The 19090-nt window shown below is 68.5% G+C and carries 19 protein-coding genes; 11 read left to right on the forward strand and 8 right to left on the reverse strand.

Features of this window, described 5'->3' with window-relative positions; translation table 11 throughout:
- From N5C88_RS30705 to N5C88_RS30715, 3 genes are all read right to left on the reverse strand, one after another.
- The coding region (locus N5C88_RS30705) for a TRAP transporter large permease subunit (RefSeq protein ID WP_280016864.1) at nucleotides 1–1129 on the reverse strand (1129 nt) is incomplete at its 3' end.
- Complete coding sequence (locus N5C88_RS30710; RefSeq protein ID WP_059380141.1) at nucleotides 1126–1749, reverse strand: TRAP transporter small permease subunit; 624 nt, start codon at nucleotides 1747–1749, stop codon at nucleotides 1126–1128. The genes N5C88_RS30705 and N5C88_RS30710, both read right to left, overlap by 4 nt.
- Nucleotides 1750–1829: 80 nt before the next feature.
- Entirely contained in the window at nucleotides 1830–2954 is a 1125-nt protein-coding gene (locus N5C88_RS30715; protein ID WP_059380142.1) for a TRAP transporter substrate-binding protein, read from the reverse strand.
- Nucleotides 2955–3218: 264 nt separating this feature from the next.
- Here N5C88_RS30715 and N5C88_RS30720 point away from each other — a divergent pair, with 264 nt between their 5' ends.
- Nucleotides 3219–3956, forward strand: coding sequence for a hypothetical protein (locus N5C88_RS30720; RefSeq protein WP_280016865.1), 738 nt, complete (start codon nucleotides 3219–3221; stop codon nucleotides 3954–3956).
- On the opposite strand, the gene N5C88_RS30725 is transcribed toward N5C88_RS30720, so the two are convergent.
- From N5C88_RS30725 to N5C88_RS30740, 4 genes are all read right to left on the reverse strand, one after another.
- Complete coding sequence (locus tag N5C88_RS30725; RefSeq protein ID WP_280016866.1) at nucleotides 3943–4605, reverse strand: glutamine cyclotransferase; 663 nt, start codon at nucleotides 4603–4605, stop codon at nucleotides 3943–3945. The genes N5C88_RS30720 and N5C88_RS30725 overlap by 14 nt on opposite strands.
- 35 nt (nucleotides 4606–4640) lie before the next feature.
- A complete protein-coding gene (locus tag N5C88_RS30730) occupies nucleotides 4641–5870 on the reverse strand; it encodes a helix-turn-helix domain-containing protein (protein ID WP_280016867.1) in 1230 nt (409 codons plus the stop codon).
- A gap of 111 nt (nucleotides 5871–5981) precedes the next feature.
- On the reverse strand, nucleotides 5982–7370 hold the full coding sequence (locus N5C88_RS30735; protein WP_280016868.1) for an ATP-binding protein: 1389 nt from the start codon (nucleotides 7368–7370) through the stop codon (nucleotides 5982–5984).
- Nucleotides 7367–8029 (reverse strand): response regulator transcription factor, encoded by a 663-nt coding sequence (locus N5C88_RS30740; protein WP_059379509.1) that lies wholly within the window; start codon nucleotides 8027–8029, stop codon nucleotides 7367–7369. The genes N5C88_RS30735 and N5C88_RS30740 overlap by 4 nt, the downstream gene beginning before the upstream one ends.
- Before the next feature lie 139 nt (nucleotides 8030–8168).
- On the opposite strand from N5C88_RS30740, the gene N5C88_RS30745 reads away from it, so the two are divergent.
- The 10 genes from N5C88_RS30745 to N5C88_RS30790 all read left to right on the forward strand — a co-directional run bounded on the left by N5C88_RS30745 (nucleotide 8169) and on the right by N5C88_RS30790 (nucleotide 18355).
- Nucleotides 8169–8306: a hypothetical protein gene (locus tag N5C88_RS30745; protein WP_251879778.1), complete on the forward strand. Its 138-nt coding sequence runs from the start codon at nucleotides 8169–8171 to the stop codon at nucleotides 8304–8306.
- On the forward strand, nucleotides 8303–9244 hold the full coding sequence (locus tag N5C88_RS30750) for a LysR family transcriptional regulator (protein WP_280016869.1): 942 nt from the start codon (nucleotides 8303–8305) through the stop codon (nucleotides 9242–9244). The genes N5C88_RS30745 and N5C88_RS30750 overlap by 4 nt, the downstream gene beginning before the upstream one ends.
- A gap of 129 nt (nucleotides 9245–9373) precedes the next feature.
- Nucleotides 9374–10207 (forward strand): DUF3348 domain-containing protein, encoded by an 834-nt coding sequence (locus tag N5C88_RS30755; RefSeq protein WP_059379512.1) that lies wholly within the window; start codon nucleotides 9374–9376, stop codon nucleotides 10205–10207.
- A gap of 10 nt (nucleotides 10208–10217) precedes the next feature.
- Nucleotides 10218–13907 (forward strand): DUF802 domain-containing protein, encoded by a 3690-nt coding sequence (locus N5C88_RS30760; RefSeq protein ID WP_280016870.1) that lies wholly within the window; start codon nucleotides 10218–10220, stop codon nucleotides 13905–13907.
- The gene (locus tag N5C88_RS30765) at nucleotides 13904–14554 is read left to right on the forward strand and encodes an OmpA family protein (protein ID WP_054456414.1); all 651 of its coding nucleotides are present in this window, start codon (nucleotides 13904–13906) and stop codon (nucleotides 14552–14554) included. The genes N5C88_RS30760 and N5C88_RS30765 overlap by 4 nt, the downstream gene beginning before the upstream one ends.
- The gene (locus tag N5C88_RS30770; protein WP_280016871.1) at nucleotides 14544–15194 is read left to right on the forward strand and encodes a DUF2894 domain-containing protein; all 651 of its coding nucleotides are present in this window, start codon (nucleotides 14544–14546) and stop codon (nucleotides 15192–15194) included. Before N5C88_RS30765 ends, N5C88_RS30770 begins: the two co-directional genes overlap by 11 nt.
- 80 nt (nucleotides 15195–15274) lie before the next feature.
- Complete coding sequence (locus tag N5C88_RS30775; RefSeq protein ID WP_118933270.1) at nucleotides 15275–15520, forward strand: ParD-like family protein; 246 nt, start codon at nucleotides 15275–15277, stop codon at nucleotides 15518–15520.
- Complete coding sequence (gene map, locus N5C88_RS30780; protein ID WP_054456411.1) at nucleotides 15521–16312, forward strand: type I methionyl aminopeptidase; 792 nt, start codon at nucleotides 15521–15523, stop codon at nucleotides 16310–16312.
- A gap of 104 nt (nucleotides 16313–16416) precedes the next feature.
- On the forward strand, nucleotides 16417–17637 hold the full coding sequence (locus N5C88_RS30785) for an MFS transporter (RefSeq protein ID WP_059373071.1): 1221 nt from the start codon (nucleotides 16417–16419) through the stop codon (nucleotides 17635–17637).
- A 94-nt stretch (nucleotides 17638–17731) separates the two neighbouring features.
- A complete protein-coding gene (locus tag N5C88_RS30790; protein WP_280016872.1) occupies nucleotides 17732–18355 on the forward strand; it encodes a glutathione S-transferase in 624 nt (207 codons plus the stop codon).
- A 12-nt stretch (nucleotides 18356–18367) separates the two neighbouring features.
- Here the strand turns inward: N5C88_RS30790 and sodC are convergent, their stop codons facing one another.
- Entirely contained in the window at nucleotides 18368–18892 is a 525-nt protein-coding gene (gene sodC, locus N5C88_RS30795) for a superoxide dismutase family protein (RefSeq protein ID WP_054456408.1), read from the reverse strand.
- Nucleotides 18893–19090 lie beyond the last annotated feature (198 nt).

A 19090-nucleotide genomic window follows, 5' to 3' on the forward strand; every position in this document is an offset into this window, starting at 1 on the left:
CCGCGGGCGGCTCGTTCGAAGGCGGCTCCGCCAACTCGTTCGCAGGCGGTTCGGCCAATTCGTTCGAAGGCGGCTCCGCCAGTCCGTCCGACGGCGGCTCGCTCAGGCCCGAATCGAATCCCCCCGACCCAAGCTGCAATTCGGCGGGGATCTCGTATACCACCGCCGGCCGCGTCGTCGCCTGGTAGACCACGGCCACCAGCAGCACCGTAACCGCCAGCGGCGCAATCGCCAGCGCCATGTTGCGCATCAGGAAGCCCAGCGGCACGTCCTTGTTGCGGCGACCCTTGAACAAGGCCGCCAGCATGCCGGACACGGCGCGCGTGTAGCCTCCGGAGGCCAGCGCCGCGGATTCCGGGGACAACGGCACGCCGCGTTCTTCTTTGGGCAGGGGCGGCGCCATGTCGGGGCGCAGCTTGGCCACGATGATCACGTAGATCATGTACAGCACCGCCAGCATGATGCCCGGGAACAGCGCGCCGGCATACAGCTGCACCACCGACACGCCGGTGGTCGCGCCGTACACGATCAGCATCACGGAAGGCGGCAGCAGGATGCCCAGGCAGCCGCCCGCCGTGATCGACCCGGCTGTCAGGCGCACGCTGTAGCCGGCCTTCAGCATGGCCGGCATCGCCAGCAAGCCCATCAACGTGACCACGGCGCCCACGATGCCCGTGGCGGTGGCGAAGATGGCGCAGGTCGCCAGCGTGGCCACCGCCAGCGCGCCCGGCAGGCGCGCCAGCGCCAGGTGCATGGAGCGGAACAGCTTTTCGATCAGGTTGGCGCGTTCGACCAGATAACCCATGAACACGAACAGCGGGATCGAAATCAGCGAGTCGTTGGTCATCGTGGCGTAGGTCCGCTGCACCATCAGGTCCAGCGTCTGCCCGACCGAACGCGCCGCGTCCGAACTCTGCATGTAGTACGCCAGGAAGGTGAACAACACCCCCATGCCCATCAACGTGAACGCCGTCGGAAAGCCCAGCATGATGGCGACCACGATAAGCGCCAGCATCAAGAGGCCGATATGCCCCGTGGTCAGATGGTCCCAGGGCGTCAGGAACACGATCATCAGCAGCACCAGGCCGATGCACGACAGGCCGAACCACAGCGCCTTGTGGATCTTCATGAGCGCGGCTCCCCGGTGGTGACGTAGCGGTCCAGCTTGGCGATGTCTTCGTCCTTCACATGCACCATCTTCTTGAGCTTGTCGACGTCCACTTCCTCGACGTCCTCCTCGCGCGAGGGCCAGGCGCCGCGCTTCAGGCACAGTACGCAGCGCAACACTTCCGCCACGCCCTGCACCAGCAGCACCGCGCCGGCTATCGGGATGAAGGCCTTGAAGGGATAGATGGGCGGCCCGTTGGCCATCAGCGACGAATGCTCGCGGATGGCGATGGAGTAGCCCGCGTAGTACCAGCCCGCCCACACCAGCGCGATCACGCCGGGGAAGAAGAACACGATGTACAGGATCAGGTCCAGCGCCGCCTGCACGCGCGGCGGCAGGAAGCCGTACAGGATGTCTCCGCGCACGTGTCCGTTCTTGGCCAGGGTATAGGCCCCCGCCATCATGAACAGGATGCCGTAATACATCATCTGCATGTCGAACGCCCAGGCGCTGGGCTGGTTCCACAGGTAGCGCGCGGCCACCTCCCAACACACATGCAAGGTCAGGACTACGATCAACCAGGCAAAGGCCTGCCCGACAAACGTGGAGATGCGGTCTATGAAACGTATGATTCGGATCATCTCGCTTCCAGGTCAAGACGCATGGCGTCCCGCCGCGCGCCGGGGTGCGGCGCGCGGCGCGGAATACAGGTAGCGGCCCTTCAAGCCTGTTTGGTGGAGCGCGAGAAGTAGTGGTTGTAGGCCATGCGGAAGTTGACCGAGGTATCCCCGTGCCAGCGCCCGACGCGCTCGGCGAAGGCCCGCTGCGATTCCAGCACCTTCTTGAACAAGGGGTTTTCGGCCGAGCGCTTGGCGATCATCTCGTCCCAGATCTTCAGCTGCTGCTGCAGGATGGCGTCGGGCGTCTTGTAGAACTTGACGTTGTGGTCCTTCTGCAGCTTGACGTAGTCCTGCGAATAGCGGTTTGCCGCCTTCCAGGACATGTCCGCGCTGGAGGCCTGCGCGGCATAGCTGAGGATGTGCTTCAGGTGCTCCGGCAGCGCGTCGTACTTGGCCTTGTTGAACAGGATTTCGAACTGCTCCGCGCTTTGGTGGAAGCTCTGCAGCATGCAGATCTTGGAGACGTCCTGGAAGCCCAGGGCCAGATCCGACGAAGCGTTGTTGAACTCCGCCCCGTCCAGCAGGCCGCGGTCCAGCGCGGGCACGATTTCCCCGCCGGGCAACGCGTTCACGGCGGCACCCATGGCCGTGTACATGTCGATGGCCAGGCCCACGGTGCGGAACTTGAGGCCCTTGACCTCCTCCATCTTTGTGATAGGACGTTTGAACCATCCGAAAGGCTGAGTCGGCATCGGCCCGTACATCAGCGACACCACGTTCACGCCCATGGCTTTCTGGATCTCGACCAGCAGCTCCTTGCCGCCGCCGTACTCGTGCCAGGCCAGCAGCATGTTGGCATCCATGCCGAAGGACGGCCCCGATCCCCACAGCGCCACCGCCGTGTTCTTGCCGTACCAGTAGGCGACCACCCCATGCCCGCCGTCCAGCGTGCCGGCGGACACCGCATCCAGCAGGTCGAAGGCCTTGACCACGGCGCCGGCCGGCAGGATCTCGATCTTCAACTGGCCGCCGGCCATGTCGTTGACCTTCTGCGCATAGTCGCGGGCGAACTCGTGGAAGATGTCGTTGGCGGGCCAGGTGCTCTGGAAACGCAGGGAAACCGGGGCGTTCTGCGCGCGGGCCACTGCCGGAAAGCCTAGTGCGGCGGCCCCGGCGACAGCGGCGCCGGAGATGAACTTGCGGCGGGGCTTGGTAACGTGTTGCATGGCGTCTTGTCTCCTGAATTAGGACTACATGGACCAGCTTGTAGTTACTACTCCTGCGTGGGCGCGGGATGGTGAAGCCTGCTGCGGGATCCCGCCGGCGCGATTGCGGACGATGCGCAAAGCGTGAGCCTGATTAAACCTTTCTGACTAATCGCTGACAATCAGCTTCTTGTCAGGAATTACCCTAGAAATGCGGATTAGGTCTTTTGGATGATGGACAGTGCACGCGTTACCATCGCGGCACTGTCATCAGCAGGGGTAGGAATGAACCAGAAGCAGCGCGCCGTCAACCGCCGCCGGATGCCACGCAAGGCCTGGGCCTTGGGCCTGATCATCGCTGGCGCCGCGGGTTTTTATGCATGGTGGCAATCGCCGCTGGGCCCGGGCCTGACCGAAGGCAAGATGCGCAAGATCCTGGTCGAGGCCACGGCGCAACCGGAATATGCGCCGGTCGGCGCCTGCGTCAACGTCGTGGGCGTGCGGCCCTTGCCCACCGATGTCTACACCGCGTTCCTGGAAAGCCAGGACAGGATCGTGCAGGGGTTGATCAAGCATCAGCTGGTCACGGTCAAGCGCGTCAGCGCCAGCGGCGACGGCGGGCCGCCGCGAGCGGACGAGGATCCGGAGGACGCGAGCAGCCGCATGGAGCTGACGGATAAAGGCCGGCCCTACTACACCGATGGCGAGGCCCGCCTCAGCTCCAAGCTGGTCTATACCGCGAAGTTCTGCGCCCCCGGCCTGCAGATCGGCAAGATCCTCACCCATACCAAGCCGCTCAAGAATCCATTCGACGACAACCCCAACCTGGTCTCGGCGGTGAAGTTCGAGTGGCGGCTGGACCGGAGCACTGCGGATTGGGCGGCGGATCCCGCCTTCCGTCCGTATCTATCCGGCTTTGCGCCGGAGGACCAGCCGGACGAATGGCAGACCGAGTACATCATGCTGGAACGGAAAAACGGCGTGTGGGAACTGGGAGACAGGCCCTACATCATCCGTTGGTGACCGCCGTATCGTCGGCCTTGGCTGGCGGACGGCGCACCGCCCTCAGCTTGCCGCTGTCGCCGCCGCCGCAGAAAAAGCAGCCGGCGCCATCTGATTCCAGCCCCGACACGCCGATGCCGGCCGGCATCTCCACGCTTTGCAGCACGTCGCCGGTCTTTTCGTCCAGCTGCCGCAGATCGCTGGCGCCGTCCTCCCAGGTGCCGTGCCACAACTGGCCGTCCACCCAGGTCACGCCGGTGACGTAGCGGTTGGATTCGATGGTGCGCAGCACGCGGCCGGTTTCGGGATCCACCTGGTGGATCTTGCGCTGGCGGTACTCGGCCACCCACAGGCTGCCCTCGGCCCAGGCCATGCCCGAAGCGCCGCCGCCGGGCGCTGGGATGCGGCTCAGCACCCGGCCGCTCCGCGGTTCCAGCTTGACGATGGTGCCGTCGGAGATCTGATAGAGATGCTTGCCGTCAAAGGCCGTGCCCGCGTCGGCGACGATGTCGATCGTGGCTTGGGTGCTGCCGCTATCCGGGTCCATGGCAATCAGCTTTTCGCCGGCGGCGAACCACACTTGCCGGCCGTCATAGGTCACGCCATGCACGGCCTGCACGCCGGGAAATGGGCCGTACTCGCGGATGATCTGGGCTTGCGTTCGTTTCATGTCGATGTCCTTGAACTGGAGTTCGAGCATTCATGCTAGTCGGCGGCCAGCGCGGCCGGGAGTAACAAGGTTGTCGTGAATCCCGGCACCGGCGGCGTCATCCAGCGGCGGGCCCGGCCCTGTCCGCAAGCCTGCACCTTGCCCGCCACGGCCAATGCGTCCAACGTACGCTGCACGGTGCGCTGGCTTGCCCCCAGCGCCAGGGCCAGGGCGGAACTGGACCAGGCTTCGCCGTCCGCCAGGCAGGCCAGCACTGCTCCCTGATCCCTGTCGCCTTCACCGCCAGGCAGGGCCAATAGCGCGACCGGCCGGCCGGCCTGCGGTTTGAGGACGAAACCGCCGCGCGCGGCGCTGATACCGGCCACACCGTCCAAGGCCGCGCGCAGGCGCCCTATCTCGACGCGCAGGCGCGCGCGGTGCGTTTCATCGAAATAGGCGGTGCGGAAGGCCTGCTCGATGAGCGTTTCCCTGGGCGCGGACTGCGGCCAGGCTTCAGCCAGGACACGCGCCAGCGCGAACAGCACCGGCCGGCTCGCCAGCGCAATCTCGCGGCCCGCGCTGCGCACCGCATGGCGGCAGCCGTCCACGACCAGCGTGTCGGATGCCAGCAGCGCTTCCACTTCATCCAGCAGAATGGGCCGCTGCACGCCCTGCCCGATCAGGCGCGCGGCTGGCGTATTCAGGACCAGGGTGGCCTGTTCCACCTCGGCCATCAGCGCGGGGATGCCGGCGACGCGGGCCGCCAGTTCCGCCTGGGTCAGCGCGGCGCGCGCGCGCTCGGTGCGCAGGCGCCGCAAGGCGATACCGGCAGCTATCAATTCATGGATGGCGCGGGAAGCCGGGGCCAGCAAGGCCGGGTCCAGCGTGGTCAGGGCGTCCTCGGCCCGGTCGAGCTGGCCAAGCAGCAGTTCGCGCCGGGCCTGCAGATGACGCGCATGCGCGGCATTGGCCGGGTCGCCGTGGGCTTGCAGCGCAGCGCGCGCGGTCTCCAGGGCCTTTTCCGGCCAGGCCAGATCGCGCGATACCAGGGCGATCTCGGCCTCGGCCACGACGCATCGGGAGCGGGCCAACACATTCTTGTGATCGAAGTTCCGGGCCGCGCTGCGCAGCAAGGTCCGGGCGCGGCGGAAATCGCCCAGCTGGGCCATGGCGATGCCGCGCAGGGCCAGCGCGGGCGCGTCGTCGCGCAGGGCCACAAGGTTCAGGGCGCCCAGCGGATTGCCGGCGGCCAGCGCGCGCGCGGCCGAGGTGATCAGAACATCCATGGAACTCCCGCCACTGACGCTGCTCCCGCAGTCCGCTTACCGGGAACTAATCTACCATCCGGCGGCGATTCGCAGCGTAGTCGGGGCAGCCGGCTTCACGGCCGGCGGGATTCAGGCGCGCGGCGCCCCTGCCGCGGCAGTTCCCCCGACCGCAGGCGGGAAACTCACTGTCAGCGCCACGCCCGCGCCGCGCAGGCCCTCGCCCAGCGTGACCTCGGCGCCGTGCTGCTGCGCGATCTGCGCCACCAGCGACAGGCCGATGCCGCTGCCGCCCGCGGCGCTGCCCGGGGCGCGATAGAAACGGTCGAACACGCGCGCGCGTTCCTCCGGCGCGATGCCCGGCCCATCGTCCGCCACGCGCAGGCAGGCTCCGCCGTCCGCCGACGGTCCGCAGGACACGGCGATCTGGTCGCCGCTCTGCGTATAGCGCACGGCATTGTCCAGCAGATTGCGCACCAGCACGCCCAGCGCGTCCAGCCGCCCCCGGACGACGCAGGCCTGCACGTCCAGCTGGATGCGCAGCTGCTTGCGGGTGGCGTCGGTTTCCCAGTCGCGCACCAGCATGGCGACCAGCGCGTCCAGTTCGACCAGCTCCGGTTCATCGGCGCTGGCGCTGAGCGCATCCATGCGGGCCTGGTCCAGCAATTGTTCCGACAGGCGCGAGGTGCGCTGGGCGACCAGGCGCAGTTTCTCGATGGCGGCCGGGGCGTCTCCCGAACCCGCGCTGCGGGCCACCAGCTCCGCGTGCGCGCTCAGCGCGGCAAGCGGGGTGCGCAGCTCGTGCGCGGCATCTTCCAGAAAACGCCGTTCGCGGTCCATGCCGCCCTTGACCCGCAGCAGCAGCTGGTTGATCGAGCGTATGAAGGGACGCAGTTCGCCCGGCATGCCGGCCATGGGCAGCGGCGCCAGGTCAAACGGACCGCGCCGCGCAATGGCCACGCCGGCACGGTCCACCTTGCGGAAGGCGCGGCCGACCACCATCCAGCTCACCACGGCCAACAGCACGAACAGAATAGACACGATGAGCAGTCCGCGCTTCAGGCTGTACAGCGACTGCGCGCGCAATTCGCTCTGCGGCCGCGCCACCTGCACCTGCACCCGCCCCTGCGCGTCGGAGATCGCGTACACGCGCCAGTCCATGCCGTCGGCGCGCACGTCGAAATAACCGTCCTGGAAGCCGCCGCTCAAGGGCTGCGCGGGCGACTCGGGCGAGCGCAGCAGCAGCCGGCGGTCGGCCAGCGACCACAGGTGGAAACGCACCTTGTCGCCGTCGACACGGCTGGATGCGGGCGGGGTGAAACGCTCGGACGGGGCCTCGTTGCCCAGCAGGCTGACCGGCAGCGACGCCAGCATCTGGCTGGCCGCGTCGTGCAGCCATTGATCGCGCGCGCCGGTCTGCGAGCGCGCGGCTTCGTACTGCTGGAAGGCGAACACCGCGATCCAGGACAGCGCCATCGTCAACAGCAGCGTCAGCGTGAGCTGCTTGCGCAGCGTCTTCATTCGCCGGCCTCGATGCGGTAGCCCAGGCCGTGGACGGTGGCGATGAGCTTGTCGCCCAGCTTGCGGCGCAACTGGTGGATATAGACGGCCACCGTGTTGCTTTCGATGGCGCCGCTGTCGCCGTAGACGGCGGCCTCCAGCTGTTCGCGGCTGACGGTGTGGCCGACGCGCTCCATCAGCGCCAGCAGCGTGCGGTATTCATGCGCGCTGAGGCTGACCTCGACGCCCGCGCGGGTCACCGCCCGCCTGGCCGGCTCCAGCACCACGTCGCGGCAGCGCAGCGCCGAGACCACGGCGTTGCTGCTGCGCCGGACCACCGCGCGCAGCCGCGCCAGCAGTTCGTCCAGTTGGAATGGCTTGACGATGTAGTCGTCGGCGCCGGCATCCAGGCCCTGTATCCGCTCGCTCAGCCGGTCGCGGGCGGTCAGGATCAGCACCGGCGTGGCATCGTAGCGCGTACGCAGATGCTTCAGGACCGCCAGTCCGCTGCCGTCCGGCAGCCCCAGGTCCAGCAGCACGGCTTGAAAGCCGTGATCCACCAGGGCCAGCCGCGCCTGCGCGACGTCGCGCACCCATTGCACGTCGGCGCCGGACTGCGCCAGGCTGGTGTGCACGGCGTCGCCCAGCATGGCGTCGTCTTCAACTAGCAGGACACGCAAGAAAACTCCAGAACCGTCAACGATGCCGCAGCATGCAGGCATCGCTTTAAAAAATTATTAAAACCCCATGCCGACAATGCGCTCCTATGACGGGGAACTGGACCCCGGCCCGCCGAAAAAACGCATGGGAAGCAACGGAATGAAGCAACACATTTTAGCAAGCGGCCCCCTGACGGCCGGCGCGCTGCCCGCCGCGAGCGGCGCGCTGGCCAGCCAGGGCCGTCCGGACTTCATCAGCGCGCCAGCGCGCCTGGCCGCAGGGGAGGCACGCCCATGAAACGCCTGCAAGGCATGGAACTGTTCGCCGAAGTGGCGAAGGCGCATAGCTTCAGCCGGGCCGCCGCGACGCTCGGCATGCCCACCTCCACGGTGTCGCGCCAGGTGGCCGAACTGGAGCGCTCGGTCGGCCTGCGGCTGCTCAGCCGCAACACGCGCCGCGTGGAGCTGACCGACGCCGGGCGGTTGTATTTCGAACGCTGCCGCCGCATCGTGGCCGAGGCCGAGATCGCCCACGAGGAACTGCGCGAACAGCTGGAAATCCCCAGCGGGCCGCTGCGCATCCAGCTGCCCGCGGCCTATGCGCTGGACGCCTTGATGCCCGCCCTGGTGGCGTTCGGCAGCCGCTACCCGGCTATCCAGCTCCAGATGAGCGTGGCCGGACCCGAGTTCGCCGAGCACCCGCCCGAGATCGGCGACGTCGCCATCCGCCTGGGCGAACTGCCCGACTCGTCGCTGGTGGCGCGCCGCCTGAGCGCGGTGCAGGCCGGCCTGTATGCCTCGCCCGCCTACCTGGCCGCGCGCGGCACGCCTGTCAGCCCCGCCGACCTGGCGCGCCACGACTGCATCGGGCTGCGCGCCGGCGGCGGGCAGCCCGCGCCCTGGCCGCTGCAGCGCGGGCGTGAACAGTTGCTGGTTCCGGTGGAGCACCGCTACGGCGCCAACGACGCCTGCATGGCCAGGCAGCTTGCCGTGTTGGGCGCCGGCATCGCGGCGCTGGGCGGCGACGAAAGCGGCCGGCTGCGCTCGGGCGAGCTGGCGCGCGTGCTGCCGGCCTGGAGCCTGGGACCGATCGAGGTCCATGCCCTGACTGAAACCCGCTTGCTGCCAGCCCGGACCCGGTACCTCATCGATTTTCTGGCCGAATACCTGGACGCCCGGCAGGACAACCCGGCGCATGGCTTGGCGCCAGAACTCCGGATCCGCCGGGTGGCATAACCCCGTCACAATATTGCATCCGCAGATGATGCGACCCTCTTTTTGCGGGCGGCACGCCCTTGCCGTCCGCCCCCTGCCCCTGACGCCGCCCTCCACCGTGTAAACTCCCCCCTTTTTGACTCTGGTGGTATGTTGCAGGCCCCACAGCGCACAGGTTTAAGCGGCCCGACGCTCATTCGCTTGCTGACTCGCCTGACGGATGTCGACGTTCCGCAATCCAGGCAATCGCTCTCGGACCATCTGAGCCAGTGGCTCGGCTGGACGGATGCGATCGCGCTCTCCGCGGCGCTGAATACCAGCCCGCCGGTAATCGCCCCCGGCGCGCGCATGTTCAGCAGCGCCGAAGAGCGCGAGTGCGAACGCGTGCGGACCACGTTGGCCGACGCCATCGCCAGCGACACCGCGGCCACGGCCGCCAAGCGGCGCACGCCCGGACAAGCGCCGGCCCCCGCCAAACAACTGGCGGCGCTGGCCGAGGCCGACGCCGATTACGCGAATTTTCGCCAGCGCTATCTGTCGTTGCAGCACACGATGGAAACCGCGGTGGGCAATCTGCGCAGCCGGCTGCGCGGCATGGTCGCGGCCAAAAACGGCGAAATGACGCGCCTGGCGGTGGTCGACGCCATCATGGACCGCGCCCTGCTGCCCAAGGAACGCGCGCTGTTCGGCGCGATTCCGAAGTTGCTGCAGGGCCATTTCGAGCGCCTGCGCGACGCGGAGGCCGCGGCCTTGGCCGAGGCTGCCGCATTGGCTGAAGTTCCAGCCGAGGCCGGCGCCGAGACGGAGGCGCAAGGCGATGCCGCGGCCGAGACGGGCGCGGCGCCCGCTGCGGCGCCGGCATCGATAACGCCGGGCGCCTGGCTGGACACGTTCCGCAAAGACATGCGCAGCGTGCTGCTGGCCGAATTGGATGTTCGTTTACAACCGGTCGAAGGGCTGCTTGCCACCCTTCGCGCCAGCTAACCGGGACACTATGTCCAAATATCTGACTAATCTCGTGGTTTTCTTGGCGGGTCTGGCCGTCGTGGGCTGGATCGGCGTGGGCTATGCGGGCACCAACCCGCTGGCGCTGGCCGTGACCTTGCTGATAGGCGTCTGTTACCTGGGCGGCGCGCTGGAACTGCTGCGCTACCAGCAGGCGACGTCCTCGTTGACGCGCGCGCTCTCGGGCCTGTCCGAAGCGCCCGGCAATCTGGGATCCTGGCTGGACCAGTTGCCGCCGGGCCTGCGCAACGCCGCGCGCCTGCGCATCGAAGGCGAGCGCGCGGGCCTGCCTGGCCCGGCGCTGACGCCATACCTGGTCGGCCTGCTGGTGCTGCTGGGCATGCTGGGGACCTTCCTGGGCATGGTCGTGACCCTGCGCGGCACCGGCCTGGCGCTGGAAAGCGCCACCGACCTGGCCGCCATCCGCGCCTCGCTCGCCGCGCCGGTCAAGGGCCTGGGCTTTGCCTTCGGCACCTCGATCGCCGGCGTGGCCAGCTCCGCCATGCTGGGTCTGCTGGCAGCCCTGTGCCGCCGCGACCGCGTGCGCGCGGCGCAACTGCTGGACAGCAAGGCCGCAACCACCCTGCGCGTGTACTCGCAGGGCTATCAACGCGAAGAATCCTTCAAGCTGCTGCAACGCCAGGCTGAAGTGATGCAGCGCCAGGCGGAGGCCATGCCCACCCTGGTCGACAAGCTGCAAGCCATGATGGGCGACATGGCCCGCCAGAACCAGGCCCTGAGCGACCGCCACATGGCCAGCCAGGACGCGTTCCAGGGCAAGGCCGAGGCCGCCTATTCGCGCCTGGCCGCCGTCATGGAACAGTCCATGAAGGAAAGCGTGTCGCAAAGCGCGCGCTCGGCCGGCGCCGCCCTGCAACCCGTGGTGGAAGCGACGATGGCCAGCCTGTCGCGCGAAACCGCGTCCCTGCAGGACACCGTGACGCAAGCCGTGCAGCGCCAGCTGGAAGGCCTGACCTCGGGCTTCCAGGCCACCACCAGCAACGTCGCCGGCATCTGGAACCAGGCCCTGGCCGGCCAGCAGCGCGCCAGCGAGGCCCTGTCGCAGGACCTGCGCGCCTCGCTCGACCACTTCGCCCAGACCTTCGAACAGCGCTCGGCCGCCCTGCTGGACAGCGTGTCCTCGCGCCTGGAGGAATCGTCGGGCAGCATGTCGCAAGCCTGGACCCAGGCGTTGTCGCGCCAGGAGCAGGCCAGCGAAAAGCTGGCTGGCGACAATCTGCAGGCCCTGACCGCGGCCGCGGCCAGCTTCGAGCAGCATTCGGCCTCGCTCTTGCGCACGCTGAACCAATCGCACACCCTGCTGCAGTCCGAGCTGGCCTCGCGCGACCAGCAGCGCCTGGCCGCCTGGACCGACACCCTGGGCGCCATGGGCGCCACGCTGCGCCAGGAATGGGAGCAGTCCGGCGCGCAGGCCGCCGAACGCCAGGAAGCCATCAGCGCCACGCTGGCGCAGACCGTGCGCGACATCACCGCGCAGGCGGAAGTCCAGGCGCGGCTGCTGGAAGGCGTGTCCGCCCGCATGGAGGCGGCCGCCAACGGCGTCTCGCAGCAATGGGCCAGCGCCCTGGCGCGCCAGGAACAGGCCGGCGAAAAGCTGGCTGGCGACAACCGCGAGGCCCTGGCCGCCGCGGCCGCCACCTTCGAACAGCATTCCGCGGCCCTGCTGCAGACGCTGGACCAGTCGCACACGCAACTGCAGGCCGCGCTGGCCTCGCGCGACCAGGAACGCCTGGCCGCCTGGACCGGCACGCTCACCGCCATGGCCGCCACGCTGAGCCAGGAATGGCAGCAGGCCGGCGCCGACACCGTGGCCCGCCAACAGGCCGCCAGCGACACGCTGGCCCAGACCGCGCGCGACATCGCCGCGCAAACGCAGGCCCAGGCCGGCCTGCTGGAAAGCGTCTCGGCCCGCCTGGAAACGGCGGCCGGCAGCGTCACCCAGGCCTGGACCGAGGCGCAAGCCCGCCAGGAACAGGTCAACGCCAAGCTGGCCGGCGACAACCAGCAAGCGCTGGAAACCGCCGCCGCCACCTTCGAACAACATTCCGCCGCGCTGCTGCAAACGCTGGACCAGTCGCACGCCGAATTGCAAACCGCGCTGGCCTCGCGCGACCAGGAACGCCTGGCCGCCTGGACCGGCACGCTTACCGCCATGGCCGCCAAGCTCGGCCAGGAATGGGAACAGGCCGGCACCCAGGCCGCCCTGCGCCAGCTGGAAGTCAACGACGCCCTGGCCCAGACCGCGCGCGACGTTTCGGCGCAAACCCAGGCCCAGGCGGGATTGCTGGAAAGCGTATCGGCCCGCCTGGAAACGGCCGCCACCGGCGTCACCCAGGCCTGGACCGAGGCGCAGGCGCGCCAGGAGCAGGCCAACGCCAAACTGGCCGGCGATACCCAGCAAGCGCTGGAAACCGCCGCCGCCGCCTTCGAGCAACATTCCGCCGCGCTGCTGCAAACGCTGGACCAATCGCACGCCGAGTTGCAGGCCGCGCTGGCCTCGCGCGACCAGGAACGCCTGGCCGCCTGGACCGGCACGCTCACCGCCATGGCCGCCAAGCTCGGCCAGGAATGGGAACAGGCCGGCACCCAGGCCGCGCTGCGCCAGTTGGAAGTCAACGACACCCTGGCCCAGACCGCGCGCGACATCACGGCCCAGACCCAGGCCCAGGCCGGCCTGCTGGAAAGCGTATCGGCCCGCCTGGAAACGGCCGCCACCGGCGTCACCCAGGCCTGGACCGATGCGCAGGCGCGCCAGGAGCAGGCCAACGCCAAGCTGGCCGGCGACAACCAGCAGGCGCTGGAAACCGCCGCCGCGGCATTCGAACAACACTCCGCCGCCCTGCTGCAAACGCTGGAGCAATCGCAGACGGACCTGCAGAACGCGCTCGCCGCCGAGGACCAAGCGCGCCTGGAAGCCTGGACCGGCAAGCTCGGCACGATCGCCGAGTCGCTGCGCGCCGAATGGGAACAGACCAGTTCCTACACGGCCAACCAGCAGCAGCAGATCTGCGACACGCTGGCCATCACGGCGCAGGACATCAGCGCGCAGACCCAGGCGTCCGCCAACGACACCATCGCCGAGATTGGCCGCCTGGTGCAGGCCGCGTCCGAAGCGCCGCGCGCCGCCGCCGAAGTCATCGGCGAACTGCGCCAGAAGCTCTCCGACAGCATGGAGCGCGACAACGACATGCTGGAGGAACGCAACCGCCTGCTGGAAACCTTGGGCACCCTGCTGGACGCCGTCAACCACACCGCCGCCGAACAGCGCACGGCCGTGGACGCGCTGGTGTCCTCGTCGGCAGAGCTGCTGGACCGCGTCGGCACGCAGTTCACCGAACAGGCGCAGGCCGAAACCGGCAAGCTGGCCGAGGTGGCCGCGCAGGTCGCCAGCGGCGCGGCCGAAGTGGCCAGCCTGGGCGAGTCCTTCGGCACTGCCGTGCAGCTCTTCGGCGAGTCCAACGACAAGCTGGTGGCGCACCTGCAGCGCATCGAAGCGGCGCTGGACAAGTCCATCGCGCGCGGCGACGAGCAGCTCGCCTACTACGTGGCGCAGGCCCGTGAAGTGGTGGACCTGAGCATGGTGTCGCAGAAGCAGATCATCGAGAACCTGCAGCAGCTGGCCATCCAGCGCGCGACGGCCGGGGCGGAAGCGGCATGAGCGAGGACATCGACGGCGGCGTGGAGCCCACAGTCCCGGCCTGGGCCGTCTTCGGCGACCTGATGTCGGTGCTGCTGGGCGCCTTCGTCCTGATCCTGGTGAGCGTCGTCGCGGTCCAACTGCAGCTGTCCACCCAGCTGGAAGAAGAGGTCAAGCAACGCCAGGTCGAAACCCAGCGCCGCGAAACGCTGGAGCAGGCGCTGGCGGGTCCGCTGGCCGCCGGCCGCGTGACCCTGATCGACGGCCGCATCGGCATCAGCGGCAGCGTCCTGTTCGCCCTGAACTCCGACCAGTTGCAGCCCGAGGGCCGTGAAGTCCTGAAAAGCCTGATCGAGCCCTTGTCGGCCTATCTGAAGTCGCACAACGAGATCCTGATGGTCAGCGGCTATACCGACGACCAGCAGGTGCGCGAAGGCAACCGGCGCTTTGCCGACAACTGGGACCTGTCCGCGCAGCGCGCCTTGACCGTGACGCGCGCGCTGATCGACGAGGGCGTGCCTTCGTCGGCCGTGTTCGCCGCGGCCTTCGGTTCGGAACAGCCGGTGGCCTCGAACGCGGATGAGGACGGCCGGTCCAAGAACCGCCGGGTCGAAATCGCGCCCATTCCCAAGCCCTCCAGCGACGCCGGGACCTCGCATGGCCAGTGACGGCACCCGCGGCGAGATCATCGACGCCCGCGCGATGCTGGACGCCTGGCGCGAGGCCGGCGCCGACCGCGTGGCTCCCGTCCGCTTCCAGTTCATGGACGCGCTGCAACGGCGCGCAGCCGCCCAAGGCGGCGAAGCCCGCAGGCTGCTGGACGGCAAGCTGGCGGCGCTGATCCAGGCCTACGAGGCCGAGCTGGACGGCGCGCCCGCGGATGCGGCCGAAAACGTCTCCGCGCCTGCTGCCGGCATCCCGGAATCCGGACCGCTGGCGGCGCTGACCGCGTACATCGCCGACGCCGGCCCCGACGCGCGCGGCGCCGCCGACCTGCGCGCTTCCTACCCCGAACTGCAAACCTTGGAATACTTCCGCGGCGTCTGGTCGCGGGTCAGCGCCGACCGCCAGGTGCGGCAGTCCCAGGAGCAGGTGCACAAGAACGCCGGCCCGCTCAACTCCAACCAGCTGGTGCACCGCGCGCTGTCGCTGATGCGCGAAGTGTCGCCAGGCTATCTGCAGCAGTTCCTGTCGTACACCGACGCGCTGATGTGGATGGAACAGGTGCACGCCGCCATCGCGCCCCCGCCCAAGGAAGCCGCGCCCCGCGCCGGCGCCAAGAAGACGGCGCGCGGCAAAGGCCGCTAGTCCTCGCCCGATTTGCGCCCTGCCGCCTATCGGCGGTAAGATACGATCCATATACAAAACATATATGGATCATTCACTCCATGGGCATCGTCAAGATCTCCGAGCAAATGCATGAGAACCTCCGCGTCGCCAGCGGCGCGCTCAGCCGCTCCATCAATTCCCAGGCCGAACACTGGATGCGCATCGGCATGCTGTCCGAGCTCTACCCCGAGCTGCGCCACGCCGACATCTGTCAATTGCTGATCCGCATCGAACAGGCCGAGGGCTTCACCATCGCCTCCTTGTCCCAAGGCTTGCCACAGCCAGCCCAGCAGGAGGCCGCGTAAATGGCGAAGAAGGTTTCCATCAAGTCCGCCGCCGACATCGAAATGGCCCGCAAGGCCGGCGCCATGGCGGCGGAAGTGCTGCACATGATTGCCGAACACGTCCGCCCCGGCGTCACCACCGATGAGCTGGACCGCATCTGCCACGACTACATCGTCAACGTGCAGAAGGCGATACCCGCCAACGTCGGCTACCACGGCTTTCCCAAGACCATCTGCGCCTCGGCCAACCACGTGATCTGCCACGGCATCCCGTCCGCCAAGGTGCTGAAGAACGGCGACATCCTCAACATCGACGTCGCCGTGATCAAGGACGGCTGGTTCGGCGACACCAGCCGCATGTACTACGTGGGCCAGCCCAGCCCGCTGGCGCGGCGCCTGGTCAACACCACCTATGAAGCCATGCGCGCCGGCATCATGGCCGTCAAGCCCGGTGCGACGCTGGGCGACATCGGCCACGCCATCCAGACCGTGGCGCACCGCGAGCACTTCAGCATCGTGCGCGAGTACTGCGGCCATGGCATCGGCCAGATCTACCACGACGATCCGCAGGTGCTGCACTACGGCCGCCCCGGCGAAGGCATGGTGCTGCAGCCTGGCATGATGTTCACCATCGAACCCATGATCAACGCCGGCAAGCCCCAGACCAAGCAGCTGCCCGACGGCTGGACCGTGGTCACCAAGGACCGCTCGCTGTCGGCGCAATGGGAGCACATGGTGGTCGTGACCGAGACCGGCTACGAAGTGCTGACGCCCTGGCCGGACGGCTTCGGCGACTATCCGCCCATCCCTTGATGCGGTGAGCTGAGGCGCCGCCTTGCCCATGGCAAGGAACGGAGTGCCGGCGGACAAGGGCACGATCATGATCGTGCCCTTGTCGTTTCCGCCGTCCGCCCCCCATGTCCGCCCTGCCCTCAGCGTTCCGCCGCCTGGCCGCCTCCAACCTGGCCGCCCAATTCTCCGAACAGATGGCGCTGGCGGCCGCCCCGCTGGTCGCGGTGCTGGCGCTGGGCGCCAGCGCTGCCGAAACCGGCTATCTGCAAACCGCCCAGACCCTGCCCTTCCTGCTGCTGTCCCTGCCCGCCGGCGTGCTGGCCGACCGGATGTCCCGGCGCGCGCTGATGACCGCGGCGGAGTGCGTGCGCGCCGCCAGCCTGCTGGGCCTGCTGGCGCTGCTGGCCACGGGCGGGCTTGACCTGGGCTGGCTGGCCGCGCTGGGATTCCTGGGCGCGGTCGGCACGGTCGCGTATAACGTCGCCGCGCCGGCGCTGGTGCCGCGGCTGGTCGCGCCCGCCGGACTGGCCAGCGCCAACCGCTGGCTGGAACTGGCCCGCAGCACCGCCTTCTCCGCAGGGCCAGCCGCCGGCGGCGCGCTGGTCGGCTGGATGGGCGCGCCCTCGGCCTATGTGCTGGCCACCGTGCTGTCGCTGCTGGCGGCCCTGCTGCTGGCCGGCCTGCCCCACGACACGCCCGGCCTCGCGCCGCGCCGCCGCCTGCTGGAGGAACTGCGCGAAGGCGCGGCGTTCGTCCTCACGCATCCGCTGCTGCGCCCGGTGCTGGTGACCGCCGTGTTCTTCAATACCGCGTGGTTCGTGCTGCAGGCCATCTATGTGGCCTACGCCATCGAACGGCTGGGCCTGTCGGCCGCGGCCGTCGGCCTGACGCTGGGCGTGTACGGCGGCGGCATGGTCGCCGGCGCCTTGCTGGCCCCCTGGCTGGCGCAGCGGCTGAGCTTCGGCGGCATGATCGCCGTGGGCCCGCTGGCCGCGCTGATCGCAAGCGCCATCCTGCTTTCCACGCTGGCGTTTCCGTCCGGCGCATGGGCCGCGGCGGGCTTCTTCCTGTTCGGCGCGGGCCCCATACTCTGGACCATCACCACCACCACGCTGCGCCAGGCGATCACGCCCAACGCCCTGCTGGGCCGCGTGTCCGCCGTGATCCTGACCGCCACCTTCGGCGCCCGGCCGGTCGGCGCGCTGATCGGCGCCGCGCTTGCCGCGCGCGTCGGCGTCGAAGCCTGCCTGTGGGTATCGACCGCCGGCTTCGCAGTGCAATTCGTGGTGCTGTACACCTCGCCCGTGCTGCGCCTGCGCACCCAGCCCGAGGCCGGCGCCTATTAAGCGCTGTTGCGCACGCAAAAGCGGCAATCTGTATCTGTGCGCGCCCGCCGGCGACCGCTAGACTGCCGCCGTCAATCAACACGGCGGCGGCAAGATGCTGAAAATCCTGGGTAAAGCCTCATCCATCAACGTGCGCAAGGTGCTCTGGACCTGCGCCGAACTGGACCTGCCTTTCGAACGCGAAGACTGGGGCTCCGGGTTCCAGCCCACCGGCGATCCCGCCTTCCTGGCGCTTAACCCGAACGCGATGGTGCCCGTCATCCAGGACGGCGACTTCGTGCTGTGGGAGTCCAACAGCATCATCCGCTACCTGGCCGCGCAATACGGCGGCCAGCGCCTGTATCCCGTCGAACCCAGACTGCGCGCCCGCGTCGACCAATGGATGGACTGGCAGGCCACCGACCTGAACCGCGCCTGGAGCTACGCCTTCATGGCCCTGGTGCGCGAATCCCCCGCCCACCGCGACCGCGCCGCGATCGAGGCGTCCTGCCGCGAATGGGCGCGCTACATGGCGATACTGGACCAGCGCCTGGAACAGGCCGGCGGCTACGTCGCCGGCCCCGCGTTCTCGCTGGCCGACATACCGGTCGGCCTGTCGGTGAACCGCTGGTTCAGCACCCCATTTGAAAAACCACGGTTGCCGGCCGTCGCCGCCTACTACGACCGGCTCGCCGAACGGGCCGGCTACCAGCTGTACGGCCGCAACGGCACGGCCTGACCGCCCAAGCGGCTACTTCACCACGCCGCAAACCAGCCGGCCGCCCCCGCCGCCCAGCGGCGCCGGGGTATCGCTGTAGTTGTCGCCGCCCACGTGCACCATTACCGCACGGCCCTTCACATCGGCCAGCTTCAGATGCGGCGCCACCACCGCCTTCGTCGCCGTGCCGTCGGCAGCGACCACGATGAACGGCAGATCGCCCTGATGCCCGTCGGTCGCCATCGGCCCCTTGTGCGCCTTGGTGCCCTTGGGATCGAAATGCCCGCCCGCAGCGCCGCCAGCCGCCATCTGGTTGTTCACCATGCCAGGCTCGCAAGAACCCTTCTCATGCACATGAAAACCGTGTTCGCCCGGCGGCAAACCCTTCAAATGCGGCGTAAGCTGCAGCCCGCCCTTGGTGTCCTTGAGCGTGATCGTGCCAGCGCTCTTGCCCACGCCGTCCACGCTCAGGAACGACATCGACACGTCTTCCGCCAGCGCCGCGCCAGACGCGCCTGCGAACGCAAGCGCCGCGACCAGCATCGAGATTTTCTTCATGGGGTGCCTCCAGGATACGCGCCCGCAGGCCGCGGACGCCCGTTGCTACATGGCCGGCCCGTTGCCGTCCATTCCGAAAAAAACAATAGCACCGGCTTCCGCGCACCTGCCAGCAATCTTCGTTCCTGATACAAACAAGGGCGATACGGCCAAAAAAAACCTAATGCTCTGCTTGCCCGCTGAAAATCCCGCACAGCA

Origin of the sequence: Achromobacter sp. GD03932 (assembly GCF_029839485.1) — a bacterium.
GTDB classification, from domain to species: Bacteria; Pseudomonadota; Gammaproteobacteria; order Burkholderiales; family Burkholderiaceae_B; genus Achromobacter; species Achromobacter bronchisepticus_A.